Source organism: Chitinophaga solisilvae (assembly GCF_009928525.1).
In the GTDB taxonomy this organism is placed as follows: Bacteria; Bacteroidota; Bacteroidia; order Chitinophagales; family Chitinophagaceae; genus Chitinophaga; species Chitinophaga solisilvae.
This window is the reverse complement of record NZ_JAABOK010000012.1, coordinates 1-14,400: the sequence shown is the minus strand read 5'-3', so window position 1 is coordinate 14,400 and position 14,400 is coordinate 1. Positions and strand designations below refer to the sequence as shown.

The 14,400-nt window shown below is 48.4% G+C and carries 12 protein-coding genes; 8 read left to right on the top strand and 4 right to left on the bottom strand.

The annotated features are described in order from the left end of the window. Window positions 1-2: 2 nt before the first annotated feature. The 3 genes from GWG06_RS22565 to GWG06_RS22555 all read right to left on the bottom strand — a co-directional run bounded on the left by GWG06_RS22565 (window position 3) and on the right by GWG06_RS22555 (window position 2,204). Entirely contained in the window at window positions 3-455 is a 453-nt protein-coding gene (locus GWG06_RS22565) for an SRPBCC domain-containing protein (RefSeq protein WP_160716179.1), read from the bottom strand. Window positions 456-533: 78 nt separating this feature from the next. After that, on the bottom strand, window positions 534-1,436 hold the full coding sequence (locus tag GWG06_RS22560) for a helix-turn-helix domain-containing protein (RefSeq protein ID WP_160716177.1): 903 nt from the start codon (window positions 1,434-1,436) through the stop codon (window positions 534-536). 78 nt (window positions 1,437-1,514) lie between these two features. After that, window positions 1,515-2,204 carry a helix-turn-helix transcriptional regulator gene (locus GWG06_RS22555; RefSeq protein WP_127036069.1) on the bottom strand — a complete coding sequence of 230 codons (690 nt, stop codon included), beginning with the start codon at window positions 2,202-2,204 and terminating at the stop codon, window positions 1,515-1,517. 550 nt (window positions 2,205-2,754) lie between these two features. Here GWG06_RS22555 and GWG06_RS22550 point away from each other — a divergent pair. Next, window positions 2,755-4,038 carry a serine hydrolase domain-containing protein gene (locus tag GWG06_RS22550; RefSeq protein WP_160716175.1) on the top strand — a complete coding sequence of 428 codons (1,284 nt, stop codon included), beginning with the start codon at window positions 2,755-2,757 and terminating at the stop codon, window positions 4,036-4,038. Here the strand turns inward: GWG06_RS22550 and GWG06_RS22545 are convergent, their stop codons facing one another. Beyond that, window positions 4,039-4,662, bottom strand: coding sequence for a redoxin domain-containing protein (locus GWG06_RS22545; protein ID WP_160716173.1), 624 nt, complete (start codon window positions 4,660-4,662; stop codon window positions 4,039-4,041). Window positions 4,663-4,912: 250 nt separating this feature from the next. On the opposite strand from GWG06_RS22545, the gene GWG06_RS22540 reads away from it, so the two are divergent. From GWG06_RS22540 to GWG06_RS22510, 7 genes are all read left to right on the top strand, one after another. Next, window positions 4,913-6,088 (top strand): hypothetical protein, encoded by a 1,176-nt coding sequence (locus GWG06_RS22540; protein ID WP_160716171.1) that lies wholly within the window; start codon window positions 4,913-4,915, stop codon window positions 6,086-6,088. 10 nt (window positions 6,089-6,098) lie between these two features. Beyond that, window positions 6,099-7,118: a sensor histidine kinase gene (locus GWG06_RS22535; RefSeq protein ID WP_160716169.1), complete on the top strand. Its 1,020-nt coding sequence runs from the start codon at window positions 6,099-6,101 to the stop codon at window positions 7,116-7,118. Further along, window positions 7,115-7,816, top strand: a complete 702-nt coding sequence (locus GWG06_RS22530) for a LytR/AlgR family response regulator transcription factor (RefSeq protein WP_160716167.1) — start codon at window positions 7,115-7,117, stop codon at window positions 7,814-7,816. The genes GWG06_RS22535 and GWG06_RS22530 overlap by 4 nt, the downstream gene beginning before the upstream one ends. A 10-nt stretch (window positions 7,817-7,826) precedes the next feature. After that, window positions 7,827-8,735 (top strand): bestrophin family protein, encoded by a 909-nt coding sequence (locus GWG06_RS22525; RefSeq protein ID WP_160716165.1) that lies wholly within the window; start codon window positions 7,827-7,829, stop codon window positions 8,733-8,735. 132 nt (window positions 8,736-8,867) lie between these two features. Beyond that, on the top strand, window positions 8,868-10,331 hold the full coding sequence (locus GWG06_RS22520) for a DUF3375 domain-containing protein (protein WP_127036082.1): 1,464 nt from the start codon (window positions 8,868-8,870) through the stop codon (window positions 10,329-10,331). Between the two features lie 4 nt (window positions 10,332-10,335). Next, window positions 10,336-10,929: a DUF4194 domain-containing protein gene (locus GWG06_RS22515; protein ID WP_160716163.1), complete on the top strand. Its 594-nt coding sequence runs from the start codon at window positions 10,336-10,338 to the stop codon at window positions 10,927-10,929. Beyond that, window positions 10,907-14,287 (top strand): ATP-binding protein, encoded by a 3,381-nt coding sequence (locus GWG06_RS22510; protein WP_127036086.1) that lies wholly within the window; start codon window positions 10,907-10,909, stop codon window positions 14,285-14,287. Before GWG06_RS22515 ends, GWG06_RS22510 begins: the two co-directional genes overlap by 23 nt. The last annotated feature ends 113 nt before the right edge of the window (window positions 14,288-14,400 follow it).

Genomic DNA, 14,400 nt, shown 5'->3' with positions numbered 1-14,400 from the left:
AGTTAGTTTGCCTCAACGAGTTTTTTAATCTCTTCCAGCAAAGCGCTCCAGCCACCGGCCTCCTCCGCTTCCCGGAATCTTCTTTCACCTTCATTCACGGTGGCATAATTGCCCTGGCTGACCTGCAGCAGGGTCTGTCCGTTATCTTCCGTGAGGTCATAGGTTACCTGCAGGTATTTTTCAGAAGTATCGTCAATATCGGAGTTCGGGTCAATGGTGGTATAAATTAACCGTTTGCCCGGAATAATTTCTTCGATATTTCCTTTAACCGCAATCAGTTCTTTTCCTTCATGTATCATCTTCCATAACAGTTCGCTGCCTTTCTTCCAGTCTGACACAGTTTCGCAACCGAACATGTACTGCTTTGTCCTGGCCGGATTTACCAGCGCGTCCCATACTGCTGCCGCAGGCGCATTGATGGTGATATTATTTCTTACGAATAATTCTTTGCTCATTTTAAATGTGTTTTAAAGGTAATCAGATAGGTGATGACAGCCCAAAATTATGAGAGCTGGAAAAGAAGGCATTGCATTTTAAGGATTATTTCTAACCGAAAAGGGAGTGAACCCGAATTTTTTCTTGAAAGCATTATTGAAGTGCTGCGGTGTGGAATAGCCCAGCTCAGCCGATATTTCAGCCGCTGTTTTACCGGTATCGCGGAGATACCGGTGTGCCAGTTGCAGGCGCTGATCGGTCAGGTAGCCGAAAACAGTATTATTGAATTCTTCCTTGAAACCCCGTTTCAGTTTGTATTCGTTCAATCCTACAGCACGGGCAATTTCAGACAGGCTGGGAGGCGAATCCAGCCGCTCTATCAGCAGGTCGCGCACCGCCACAATCTTTTCCTTATCGGTTTTTCTTTTGAGAAACACATTTTCCTTGCTGGTAGCGGCCTGGCAGGATTCGGCGGACAATACCAGCAGCTCTATACTTTTGGAGAGCAGGAATAATTTCTTGAAATGCCCCGCGTACTTACAATGAATAATCTGTGCAATCGCCTGCTGGATACCGGTTTCCAGCGGGCCCCATTTCTCTGACAGCATACAGGGTTTCCCGTTGATAATGTTTTCAGAGAAGCGCTTCAGCTGGTCAGTAGCCTGCTGGGTGAATTCAATAAACATCTCCCTGGGCATCTGTATGCCAAAGGTTTCGAGTGACAGGGTTTTGTTCTGAATGATAATATCGAAAGGGTGGGAGTACATGATATTATGATGCCCGCCGTTCAGATCATACGTGGTATTGAGTTGCTTGTATTCGAAGATATAATCGCCTTTCAGTCCGAAGTGCATTCTGATCACATCCGTATCACTGTGGGCGGGAAAGGTAAAGCATTCATTGAAGGAGGAGAGCGCATGTCCCATCCTGATGCCATCGCATTCCCAGACAGTACTGGTGATTGTTCCGTTGTTGTAGGTCTGAACCTTTTTCTCTTCCATATAAGTTCCGGCGGCCGTCTTTACTGTCCGGCTGCGGCGGTTATTCACCTGTTAAAAATACAAACATAAATTGATTTGTTAAATCAGGTCAAACGCCTGGGCGAAGCTGGTAAGATCGTATCCGGATTGTGCGCCGATTTTACTTTTGATATTACGGCGATGGGTAACGGCGGTTTTCTCGGAGATATGCACTTTTTCTGCTATTTCACCGGAGCTGAAGCCGAGTGCCATCAGCCTTAATATTTCCTTTTCCCGTTTGGTCAGGGCTGCATAGATGTGCTGGTTGCGGCGCAGGAAATTATTTTCTTCCAGCAGCCTGTTTACCTTGCTGGTAACATGATGCAGCGGATCGATAGGAATGGCGCAGGTGATAGCATGGGTAGGTATGCCGGCGGCATTGCGCATGAATACGCGGGTGGTGCTCAGATGCCATACCCAGTCTCGGGAGGGCGCCAGTCTTACCTGCTGGAAAAAGGAAACCGTCAGGTCTTCTTCCTGCGGAGCGGCCAGCATGGCGGTTATTTTAGGAATGTAATCAGCTGCGTCGTGCGGATTAAAGTAGGTATCAAAGTAGGCGGTACCCATTGCTTTCAGTTCTTCCAGTGTTACATCCAGCTGCTGGCGGCCTTTACGGGACATGTATTCCACAAATCCCTGTTCCACATTCATGACAATAAATACAGCGGGCAGCTCATGTTCTATGGCCTGCAGTGCCTGCAGCTTGTCCTCAAAACCGGCATTCTGTGGCAATTCGGAATACGTACTCATGTCCTGCGAAAAAGATGTATAAAGATGTATAGGTAAAAGATAATGGTTGATAGCGCATCTGCTCTGACCGCAAATGTATATAAAAAAACAGAAAGGTCCCTTCCTGTGTGAAAGAGACCTTTTTTTGGGGGTAAAAATATGATGATCTTCGGAACAGTATTAGCTTATGCGATGTATAGAATAATGATAATATTCTGCGGAACAAAGATAGCAGAATCACTGCAGTCAGAAAATACCTAGTAGTGGGTATTTTTTGAAAACGGGAAAAATACGGGTGTCATTTGGTCAAGCCGGATGACCACCTTTCTCAGTGTATACGTCAGCGTTAGTCAGCATACACAAAACCCCAAACCATTGCTACACAAAGGTTTCATTCAGAAAAATCGATTTTACAAATAAGGCAGGAATAAGCAGTGACCTCCGCTCCACATTCGTAATTCATAATTCGCAATTCGTAATTCGCAGTTAACAATAACTTGCAAGTCAACATAATTCAGCTTATCTTATATTGCCTCCGGCATCCTACATTCATCTGATTTAAAGCATATTTATGAAGAAATATATGTTGCTGCTGGCCCTGCTCCCCCTGGCAGCCCGCGCCCAGCTGCTCCGTCCGGCTGCCCCTGCCGCCGCCGGCATGTCAGCCGAAAGACTGAACCGGATAGATACCCTCATTCTTGAATATATCAGCAGGGGATATGTCAACGGAGTAACGGCCATGGTTATACGTGATGGTAAAATAGTGTATAACAAGGCTTTCGGTTATGATAACACCGCCTTGAAAACACCGGAGAAAACCGATAACATTTTCCGCATTGCCTCCCAGACCAAAGCCATTACCAGCGTGGCGCTGATGACCCTGTATGAAGAAGGTAAATTCCTCCTGGACGACCCTGTTTCCAGATACATCCCGGAATTTGCCCGGCCGCAGGTGCTGAAAACATTCAACCCGGCAGACAGCTCCTGGACCACGGAGCCGGCTACACGGGAAATTACCATCCGTCACCTGCTGACCCATACCTCCGGTATCGGGTATGCCCAGATAGGCAGCAAGGAAGCAAATGCCATCTATGCCAAAGCCGGTGTGATAGCCGGTATCGGCGTTAAAGATGCCCTGCTGGCGGATAAAATGAAGATCCTGGGCAAACTGCCGCTGTTCCATAACCCCGGTGAAAAATGGACCTACGGCCTGAACACCGACGTACTGGGATACCTGATCGAAGTGCTTTCCGGTAAACCGCTGGATCAGTTCCTGCGCGATCGCCTCTTTACCCCGCTGGGCATGAAGGATACCTATTTCTATCTTCCCCCGGAAAAACAAGGCAGGCTGGTTACTTTATATTCGGAAGACAAAAAAACGAAGCTGATAGCGCCCATGCCGGCGGATATTGAATTACAGGGAGCCAGGCTGATACCGGACTACCCGAAAATGAAAGGCAGTTACTTCTCCGGCGGAGGCGGACTTTCATCCACGATGTACGACTATGCCATTTTTCTGCAGATGCTGCTGAACGGAGGCAGCTATAACGGTGTGAGAATACTGAGCCGCAATACCGTAAGGATTATGACAATGAACCAGACCGGGGACCTTCCTACAGGCTGGAACAGCCAGGATAATTTCGGACTGGGCTTTGCGGTGGTCAATGAAAAAAGCAGCGGCGTAAGCCTGCTGCCCGCGGGTGTTTTCAGCTGGGGCGGCATGTTTAACACCGCCTACTGGGCTGATCCCAAAGAAAAACTCATCGGGATTATTTATAAAAACATCTGGCCCACCACTCACGGGGAGCTGAATGATAAATATAAAGTGCTGGTATACCAGGCTATCAACGATTAATTATGCACTGATAGCCAGGTTCTTTTTTTCCATCAGGGCTGCCAGCAGCTCGTCTGCCTGAAACGTCCGCTGCATGAAGGTATCCGTGAAGCTGTAGGTAATTTCCAGTGATGGCGTTACCACAAATACTGCCGGTACCGGCACATCAGCATTGACGCCGGAAACGCGGCCCCAGATAGGATCTGACTCTTTATAAATACCTGCCTTGCGGGCAATGCGGTGCTGTACATCCCAGGCCACATCAAACGGAAGCTGTTCCTTATTAAAGGCGGTAAAGTGTTTCCGCTGTTCGCTGGACAGTACCAGCAAACGTGCGCCGGTAGCTTCAATAGCCGCATGATGCTCCTGCAGCTGCGCCAGCAGGTGATCTCCGTACTCATTCCAGTTAACCGAATAAAACGCAATCACCAACGGCTGCCCTGTCAGCAGATGCAGGGACGTTCCCGCTTTCAGGTGCTGCAACAGCTGCGCACTGCTGATTACCTTATCTTCTTCAATAAAAAAATCGGGGAAAAAATCTCCGGTAGCAAGGGGTTTTATGCGCTCGCGGTTTCTTACGGGGCTGGGGAAACTCTCCGGTATCTCCTGGGGCAGGTAGTCTGCGTATCTGTGTAAAGTAGACATGTTCGCTGATTTAGTTAATGGCTGATAAAACGGCCGTTGCAGGTGTATATTTTGTTACAGTTATAGATCCTGGAGCAAATATACAGCAAAAAAAATAATATCCTACTAATTCTATAGACTAAATATATTTAAAATCATAAAAGATTGATTTTTAGGCATACTGCATTTTGTCACCGGAAACAGGCAGGTGGTCAAAGCCGGCCATTAAGCAGGAAATGCAGGATGTAGGTTTGTAAAAAACAGACAGACCATGCACCTGACCACTTCTCGACAGGCATATATCGACTGGCTCCGGGCAGCAGCCGTTTACGGCATTTTCGGGTACACCGCTGCCCGGCCGTTTATGGGAGACAGCACCTGGATGGTGAAGAATACCGATACCAGCCTCCTGCTCACTAAAATGGCCCAATGGCTGAACACCTGGTGCCTGCCCTTATTATTCTTTGTGTCCGGCGCAGCCACCTGGCACATGACCATCTCCCGGGACCACAGCAAAAGAATACTGCTATGGTTGCGCCGCCTCTTTATACCACTAACGGCAGGCATCTTGCTGGTATTGCCGCCGCAGATATATATAGAAAGACTCAACAGCGGCTACCAGGGCCGTTTTACCGACTTCCTTCCTTCGTTCTTTGAAGGCAGGCCGTATCCGGGCGGCAACACCAGCTGGCATCATCTCCGGGTAATTGCCTGCCTGGCGATATACGAAGCCATGCTGGCGCCGTTGCTGTCCCGGGCGGCCTCGTTTCAGGCCAGGAACGTCATCCGCCGCCTGGCATGGTTCTACCGCGGATACAGGATTTACTTGCTGGCCATTCCCGGTATCATATGGTATTGCTGCGCCCCGTCCGCCTTTCCGGACAACGCCGGCCGCCTCCTGCATACAGCTGATTTCATCTGCTGGGGCATCTTCCTCGTAACCGGTATCCTCTTCGCCATGCAACCCATACTGGCAGACAGCCTGGTACGCAACCGCCGCGCCTCACTGGCAGGACTGCTAACCTGTATACTAACAGGCATCATTATACGTACTATGGCTATTCATCATACACCATTGCTTTCTCTCCTCACCGTTTTACATGTCTGGTTCCTGCTTTTCACCCTTACCGGCTACGCTAAAAAATACCTGGACAGCTACCAGGGCATTTCCGGATACACCACCATTTTCATGTCGCCGTTCTTTATACTCCAGCAAACGGTTACCGTGCTGGCAGCCTGGTTCATTGTGCGGCTGCCGGCCGGACCGGAGCTGAAATTCCTGCTCATCGCTTCCTCATCCTGGATGGCTTCGGCGCTGATTATTCATCTGCTGATCAGGCCCTTTATCCTCACCCGGCTGCTCTTCGGCGTGAAACCCAAAACACCGCCGGTAGTTACCGGCAAAGTCATAAAGGTACAGTTACCATCGGCCGATTTTTTTTACTAATTTGACACCGATGGAACGGTTCTGGCGAAAATATATCTTCCCCTTAGTTTATGCATTCATTGTTTATCTCAGTCTGCGGCTGATCAATGCGGTACTGACCGGATTCAGATTCTGGGAAAGGCCCTGGTACGATACCGGTGCTGAAATGATACTGCTTTCCGTCGGCTATCTGTACATGTACCTGCTCAACCGCCTGCTGCAGCACTATCAGCAGCAAACAAAGCCGCATTCCACCGCCAGGGAATATATGGTGGTTACCGCTAATATCCTGCTCATCTCTGATGGCCTCATCCTCCCGATGCAGCATTTTTTCTTCTTTGATACCGGTGGCTGCGACTGGTACGATGTGGTCAACCTGACCATCATACCTACGTTGTTCTATCTCCTGTATTATACTATCAGGAGAGCCAATGCTTCTCTCCGCAAAAGCTACGAACAACAGCTGCTGCTGGAGAAAATCAGTAACGATCAGTTGCAAACAGAACTGCGTTTCCTGAAAGCGCAGTTTCACCCCCATTTTCTGTTCAATGCACTCAATACTGTATATTTCCAGATGGATGAAAGCGTAGGCGTGGCCAAACATACGGTAGAAAAGCTCTCCGAACTGCTGCGTTACCAGCTTTACGACCATCAGCAAACGGTGGCCATAGGTGCAGAATTACAATACCTGCAGTCATTCATAGACCTGCAGAAAACCCGTATGAACGATCATCTGCAGCTGCAGGTGGAAATGGATACCCTGTTAAACAAACAAAGCGTATATCCGTTATTGTTATTACCACTGGTAGAAAATGCCTTTAAATACGCCGGCGGCGACTATTGGATCCATATATCTGCACAGCACCAGAACGGGTGGCTGCACTTCAGGGTCAGCAATGCCATTCCGCCCATGGAAATGAAACACAAAAAGGGAGGCATCGGGCTGGAGAACCTGCGTCGCAGACTGGCCCTGCTTTATCCCGGTAAACATGCGCTGGAAATCAGTAAGACACAGGATACTTTCACAGCCGGTTTAAAAATAGCTTTATGAAAATCACCTGTATCATTACAGACGATGAACCTGTAGCAAGGAAAGGACTGGCAGGATATGTGGAAAAAATTGATTTCCTGGAACTGACGGGCGTCTGCGAGGATGCCTTGTCCCTCAACAACCTGTTACGCAGCAAACCGGCGGATCTTCTCTTCCTGGATATAGAAATGCCTTACATCAGCGGGGTGGAACTGCTGCAGAGCCTTGCCAGCCCGCCGAAAGTCATTTTCACTACTGCCTATGAGCAGTACGCCATCAAAGGGTTTGAACTGGCAGCCATCGACTACCTGCTAAAACCCGTATCCTTCGACCGTTTCCTGAAATCGGCCAACCGGGCCAGGGATATACTGCAACCCCTTGCCGGGAGGGAAGACAGGTTTATCTTTGTAAAATCAGCCGAGAAGCTGGTAAAAATTCCACTGGATGATATATTGTACCTGGAAGCTATGGAAAATTACGTGCATATATATACGACCAGCGGACGTCATACTACCCACACCACATTAAAATCTGTTATAGAAAATATAAACGGCCCGGAGTTTGTACAAACACATAAATCTTTCGTAGTAAACGCCACCCGGATTACCAGTATAGACGGTAACATCATCGAGATAGGAAAGGCCACCGTACCGGTTTCCAGGGGAATGAAGGATTTTGTCATGAATAGAATTATCAGAGATAAATTGCTGAAGAAATAAACCCTGAAATATGCTGCTGAAACACAGGCTTTCGCTGCACCAGATCTTTACCTTCACCTGGAAGGTAGATATTATGCTGCTGTTATGTTGTACCCTCGTCTATCTCCTGGACACCTACTGGCTCTCCGATCACATTGCCATCCCCGTTTCCGTATCGGCCGTTTTAGGTACGGCCATCGCTTTTTTCATCGGCTTCAATAACAACCAGGCCTACGACCGGTGGTGGGAAGCCCGTATCATCTGGGGCGCACTGGTGAACGATTCCCGTTCCTGGGGCAGGTCACTGCTGCACTACGCCAATACCAACGGCGACCTGGAGCTGCGCGCACAGGTCAGGCACATGATTTACCGCCACCTGGCATTTGTATATGCCCTGAAAGCCGCGCTGCGCAAGCTGCCCGATAACTACTACACCCGTTTTCTGACCAAAGAGGAAATAGACCGCGTACAGGAACAACAGAATATCCCCAACGCACTCCTCAACCTGCAGTCCGAAGACCTGCAGCAGCTGCGGCAATCCGGCGCCATCGACGGCTTTGCATTCATAGAGCTGAACGAACTCCTTGTCAAACACTGCGACGAAATGGGCAAATCCGAACGTATTAAAAATACCGTGTTCCCGCCCAGCTACGTATATTTCACCCGTGTCTTCATCTGGTTTTACGTGATTATGAACACCCTCATGATGACCGAAGCCATAGGCCCCTGGTCTATCCTGTTCGGCTGGGGATTCGGCTTCGTTTACCACGTCACCCACCTGAACGGTATTTCTCTCATGAACCCCTTCGAATATCATCCACTGGGCACCCCGCTGGACAGCATCGCCCGGACAATAGAAATTAACCTGATTGAACTGATGGGTGACGAACCGGTGCCGCAACCGGTGAAACCGAAGATAGACGGACTTTATATCATGTAATTACGAATTACGAATGATGAATTACGAATGTGGAGCGAAGATTTAAGCGGGTAAAGCATGGTTTTCGCTTAAATCTTCGCTCCACATTCGTAATTCGCCATTCGTAATTCGTAATTCCTTATTTTTACCCCCATGACTTATGATCAATTATGTAATCTATATGCCCAGTCTGTCACGTTAAAGATACTTCGGGCACGTAGCGCGCCAATGATGTTGTCATTTTTTCACCAAACATTCAAGGAAAAAAACCATACCACCATTTCCAATGTGGAACTGGTGACACGTTTGTCCGACTACCTGGGAGCTACCGGGTACAGGGCCGCAGACGATGAAATAGACGCTACCAGCCTCTTTGAACATGATGACGAAAAGGCTAAAAAATATATTGAGCAATGGAGCAATAAAGGCTTCCTGCGCAAATATCCGGACGATGACGGCAATGACATCCATGAGCTGAGCAGCGACATGGAGAAGGTGATGCACTGGATATCCACCCTGCAGAAACGCGAATTTGTGGGCACCGAAAGCCGCTTTAAGGACATTTTCTCCAAACTCAAGGAGCTGATAGACCAAAGCAACAAAGACCCGCAACAGAGGATTCAGGAGCTGGAAAAAAAGAAATTTGAGATAGAACAGGAGATAAAAGCCATTACCATTACCGGTAAAGTACAGGTGTTTGACGATACCCAGATCAAAGAACGCTTCTACGATGTAAACCGGATGGCCCGCGAACTGCTCAGCGATTTCAAGGAAGTAGAACAGAACTTCGAACAGATCACTCAGGAAATATACCGCAAACAAAGTGAACGGGATATTGCCAAAGGAGCACTCCTGGCCTATACCCTCGATTCTTTCGAGGCATTGCGCCAAAAAGACCAGGGCAAAAGCTTCTATTCCTTCTGGCAGTTCCTGATGGATGAAAATAAACAGGAAGAAATGCGGGAGCTGATAGAAAAGCTCTATGTACTGCTGGAAGACCGTAACATCGAATACAAAAACGACCGCTTCCTCAAAAAGCTGAAACAGTTCCTCCACGCGTCGGGGAAAAAAGTAATCGACGCCAATAAAAAACTCAGCGATAAACTCAGCCGCGTACTCAGTGAAAAAAATCTCACCGACCACCGCAAGGCGGTAGAGCTGATTAACGAAATACGGCAGCTGGCCTTTCAGGCCCTGGACAATGCCCCCGGCGAAGAATTTTTTATTGACATCGAAAGCGATCCCGAGCTGGACCTGCTGGACCGCTGGGATCTGGCAGAAGAAAAGAAAGCCTTCCCGGATGTGGAATTCCCCGAAGGCATCGGTGGCGACGAGTTCTCCGCCGAAGATATGAACTCGCTCTTCAATCATTTCAACATCGACCGCACGATGCTGGAAAACCGGATCAACACCCAACTGCAAAACAAAAAACAGATCAGTTTGAAGGAACTGGTAGAAATCTATGGCGCAGAAAAAGGTCTTACCGAACTGATTACCTATTTCTCCATCGCCAGCCAGTCCTCCAGCCATATCATCCTGGAAACACAGGACCCGGTATCGCTGGGCAACCGTACCATCAACATGCCGATGGTACTGTTCACAAACAATCAAAACTAGAAGTATGACTAACACCAATATATCTCCCTTTGCACACGTGTTCCTCAAACTCATGCAGGGACCTGTTTATGAAGAAGATAAAACTTACTGGAAAGACCTCCTGGGATGGCAGACAGAACTCAGCAAATACCTGCAGCAGGTAGGTCTGCAGCTTATTATCAATGAAAGCGACGGATTTGCACGCATCGCACAGCCGGAAGCCTCCGAGGATAACGAGAAGCCGCTGCCGCGCCTCATGCGCAAAACAAGGCTTACCTACGAAGCTACGCTCCTCTGCATTGTTCTGCGCGAAGCCCTCGATGAATTCGATATCAAGGGCAACGGTACCCGGTTGTTCATGACACAAAGAGAAATCAAGGAAAGACTCACCCTTTTCTTCAAAGAACGCAACAATAAATCCAAACTGCTCAAAGATCTTAACAAACCTATCAACAGCCTGCTGAACATAGGTATTCTGAAAGCCATCCGGGAAGACGCAGCCAACAAGGAACTGCATCAGTACGAGGTAAAAAGGATCATCAAGGCACTGGTCAACAACGAGAAACTGGAAGAAATAAAATCAAAATTAAAACTGCATGTCAACCCTGTTCAACAGTGATTCAAAGGAAAGCGGGTTCCGGTTACAATACCTGGAGATATACAACTGGGGCACGTTTCATAATAAAATATACAGACTTAATACCAACGGCAACACCTCCCTGCTCACCGGCGCCAACGGCAGCGGCAAAACCACGCTGATCGATGCGCTGCTGACACTCCTGGTGCCAGCCGGAAAACGCTTCTACAACCAGTCATCCGGTACAGAACAACGGAAAGACCGTGGAGAAGAATCCTACTTCTGGGGATACTACGGGAAAACATTCTCCGAAGAATCCCTCCAGTCAAAAACAGAACAGCTCCGCCACAAGGAAAACAATCCGTACTCGGTGCTGCTGGCCTATTTCTACAATGCCGCCACCATGCACCAGATCACCCTCGTGCAGGTCAGATGGTATTCCGGAGAACTGAAAAGACAATATATCGTTTCTCCCCATAAACTCAATATCAACGACCATTTCGGCAATGGTAAATTTGATCTGAAAGGAGACTGGAAAAAGAAACTGCGGCTGGAATATCCGAAAACGGAAATCACCGACAGCTTTAAGGAATATGCCGCCCTGTTCAGCAATATCTTCGGACTGAGAAGCGAGAAAGCCCTTTCCCTCTTCAACCAGACCGTAGGTATCAAGGTACTCGGTGATCTGAATACCTTCATCCGCAGCCAGATGCTGGAAGAAACCGATGCGGAAGGAGAATTTCTCAAACTGCGGGAGAACTATGACAGCCTGCTTACCAGCCACCGCGCCATCCGCAAGGATGAAACGCAGCTGAAGATGCTGGAACCCATCATAGAGAACCGCGCCGCCTGGCAGGAACTGCAGGATAAAAACCGCGATCTGCAACTTGTACAGGACATCCTTCCCGCCTGGTTTAACAAACAGGAAAAAGACCTCCTGGAAAAAGAACTGCAGGTACTGCAACAAGAGCAGGAAGTAACTGCCAGCACCCTCGCCTCCGTGAATGATCAGCTGAAAACACTGCAACTCCGCAAAGACGAACTCATTGCGCAGAAAGCCAATAACAGCGTGGATGAACAACTACGCTCCATCGAAAAAACGATTCACTACGAACAGAAATCACTCGAAGTGAAACGTAACAAGATGGAAGAATACAACGTGCTGGCAGAAAAATTTGAACTGGCTCCCAACCCCGATGAACAACAGTTTCATGACAACATCGCGGGTGCAGAACAGCTCAAGGCCGCACACGATAAACAACTGGATACCCTCCAGGAAGAAGCATTTCACTATAAAAGCAGTCTTGCTGCCGAACGCACACAGGCTACCCGCCTGGAAGAAGAGATAGATTCCTATCTCCACCGCAAAAACAACATCCCCTATGAACTGATCCGTATCCGGCAGCAACTCGCGGATATGCTGGATATTGCCGAAGAAGATCTTCCTTTCGCCGGTGAACTCATCAAGGTAAAAGATAAGGAAAGCCACTGGGAAAACGCCATAGAAAAAGTATTGCACAACTTCGGCCTGCGCCTGCTGGTACCGGAAGATTATATCACTGACATCAACAGGTATATCAATGATAACAATCTGCAGACAAGGCTCGTATATCATAAAATTGAAGAGGAAACATATACGATGCTGCGGATGCCTGGCGAAAAGGAAAGTCTGCTGCAGAAAATAGATATTAAACCGGGTACGGAATTCAAGGACTGGCTGATGAAACAACTCCTCGACCAGTTTGATTATACCTGTACGGACGACATGGCCGTTTTCAACCGCTCACGCAAGGCCGTTACCTCCAAAGGATTAACGCGGCAGGCTACACGCCATGAGAAAGATGACCGCCCGAACCGCTCCCAGCAAAACAATTACGTACTTGGCTGGAACAACAAAAACAAATTACGCCTGCTCAAAGATGAACAGGATGAATGCAATAAAAACATAGATTCCCTGCAGCACAGCATTTCCGCACTGGAAAACAAACGCCGGGATATTGCCGGCATCACCTCACTGCTGAGCGCATTCTTATCATTGCGTAACTACAGCGAGATCAGCTGGCAGTCGCACGCAGGTATCATCGAAACCATCTCCCGCGAGAAAACACAACTGCTGCAGACCAGCGATAAATATCAGGTGATCTGCCAGCAGCTGGACGATGCCACCGCCCAGATCTACGGCAAAGAAAAAGAGAAGGAAAGGATACTGCAGGAAAAAGGCCGCCTGGACGATAAAGCGGCTGAAAAGCAACGCTACTTCAAACTGCTGAAAGTAAACAAGCTGGATGACATCTCCCTGCAACGTGCCCTGGATTACCTGTCAGATCTGGCTATCACCGACCCTGCACAAACCATGCAGGAACTCGCCACACAACGCAAACGTGCAGACGAAAGCCTGAAAACCACGCTGCACGACGCCATGCGGCAATCCGCTGAAAAAGAATCCGAAATTACACGGCAGCTGGCCACCTTTGTCATGCCTTCCAAAGCCATCCACGATGAATATCCTGACTGGCTCGGTGACGTGAGCGACCTGCAGCCGCATGTAAAATACCTGGATGAATTCACCTCTCTCTACGAGAACATCAAATACCAGCGCCTCATTGAACACAAGGAACGCTTCCGTAAATACATGGACACCAGCATGCTCAATGCCATCACTAACTACCGGGCATGGATATACGGACAGGAAGACCTCATCCGGGAAGTAATGGATGACCTGAACGAACCGCTGCGTAACATTACCTTCAACAAAAATCCGGATACCTACCTGCAGCTGGAATGCCGCCATGTAAGGGATGTGGAGATCAGGAACTTCAAGGACAAACTCAGCAGTGCCGTACCCGACTCCCTGAAATATCACCTCGAAAAAGATGACGCCTACGGTGAACAACTCTTTGAAAACATCAAATTACTGATCACCGAACTGCAGCAAAACGAGGCATGGCGCCGCAAGGTAACTGATGTCCGCAACTGGCTGGATTTCGGCGCCAAGGAGTATTATATCGCTGATAACAAAGCCTTCAAGTATTACGAAGATACTGCCAGCCTCTCCGGGGGCGAAAAAGCCCAGTTCACCTATACCATTCTCGGCGCGGCCATCGCCTACCAGTTCGGTATCAATGAATCCAACAGGCAACACCGGAGCCTGCGCTTTATCACCGTAGACGAAGCCTTCAGCAAACTTGACCCTGAAAAGAGTCACTACCTCATGGAATACTGCGGACAGCTTAACCTGCAACTCCTGGTAGTAACCCCGCTGGATAAACTCAACATCGCAGAACCGTATATCCATGCATGTCACTTCGTTTCCAACAAAAACAAACGCGACTCCGTGGTATACAACTTTACCATGGAAGAATACGGAGAGAAGAAGAAAGAGTTTGAGCAACTAGCTTAGGCAGGAATTACGAATTACGAATTGCGAATTACGAATGAGGAGCGAAGATCTAAGCGAAGAAGTAAATTCTTTATCCGCTTAGATCTTCGCTCCTCATTCGTAATTCGCAGATC

Excerpts from the sequence above, each read along its gene's own strand:
- GWG06_RS22565 (WP_160716179.1), bottom strand. The coding sequence starts at position 455 with ATGAGCAAAGAATTATTCGTAAGAAATAATATCACCATCAATGCGCCT.
- GWG06_RS22560 (WP_160716177.1), bottom strand. The coding sequence starts at position 1,436 with ATGGAAGAGAAAAAGGTTCAGACCTACAACAACGGAACAATCACCAGT.
- GWG06_RS22555 (WP_127036069.1), bottom strand. The coding sequence starts at position 2,204 with ATGAGTACGTATTCCGAATTGCCACAGAATGCCGGTTTTGAGGACAAG.
- GWG06_RS22550 (WP_160716175.1), top strand. The coding sequence starts at position 2,755 with ATGAAGAAATATATGTTGCTGCTGGCCCTGCTCCCCCTGGCAGCCCGC.
- GWG06_RS22545 (WP_160716173.1), bottom strand. The coding sequence starts at position 4,662 with ATGTCTACTTTACACAGATACGCAGACTACCTGCCCCAGGAGATACCG.
- GWG06_RS22540 (WP_160716171.1), top strand. The coding sequence starts at position 4,913 with ATGCACCTGACCACTTCTCGACAGGCATATATCGACTGGCTCCGGGCA.
- GWG06_RS22535 (WP_160716169.1), top strand. The coding sequence starts at position 6,099 with ATGGAACGGTTCTGGCGAAAATATATCTTCCCCTTAGTTTATGCATTC.
- GWG06_RS22530 (WP_160716167.1), top strand. The coding sequence starts at position 7,115 with ATGAAAATCACCTGTATCATTACAGACGATGAACCTGTAGCAAGGAAA.
- GWG06_RS22525 (WP_160716165.1), top strand. The coding sequence starts at position 7,827 with ATGCTGCTGAAACACAGGCTTTCGCTGCACCAGATCTTTACCTTCACC.
- GWG06_RS22520 (WP_127036082.1), top strand. The coding sequence starts at position 8,868 with ATGACTTATGATCAATTATGTAATCTATATGCCCAGTCTGTCACGTTA.
- GWG06_RS22515 (WP_160716163.1), top strand. The coding sequence starts at position 10,336 with ATGACTAACACCAATATATCTCCCTTTGCACACGTGTTCCTCAAACTC.
- GWG06_RS22510 (WP_127036086.1), top strand. The coding sequence starts at position 10,907 with ATGTCAACCCTGTTCAACAGTGATTCAAAGGAAAGCGGGTTCCGGTTA.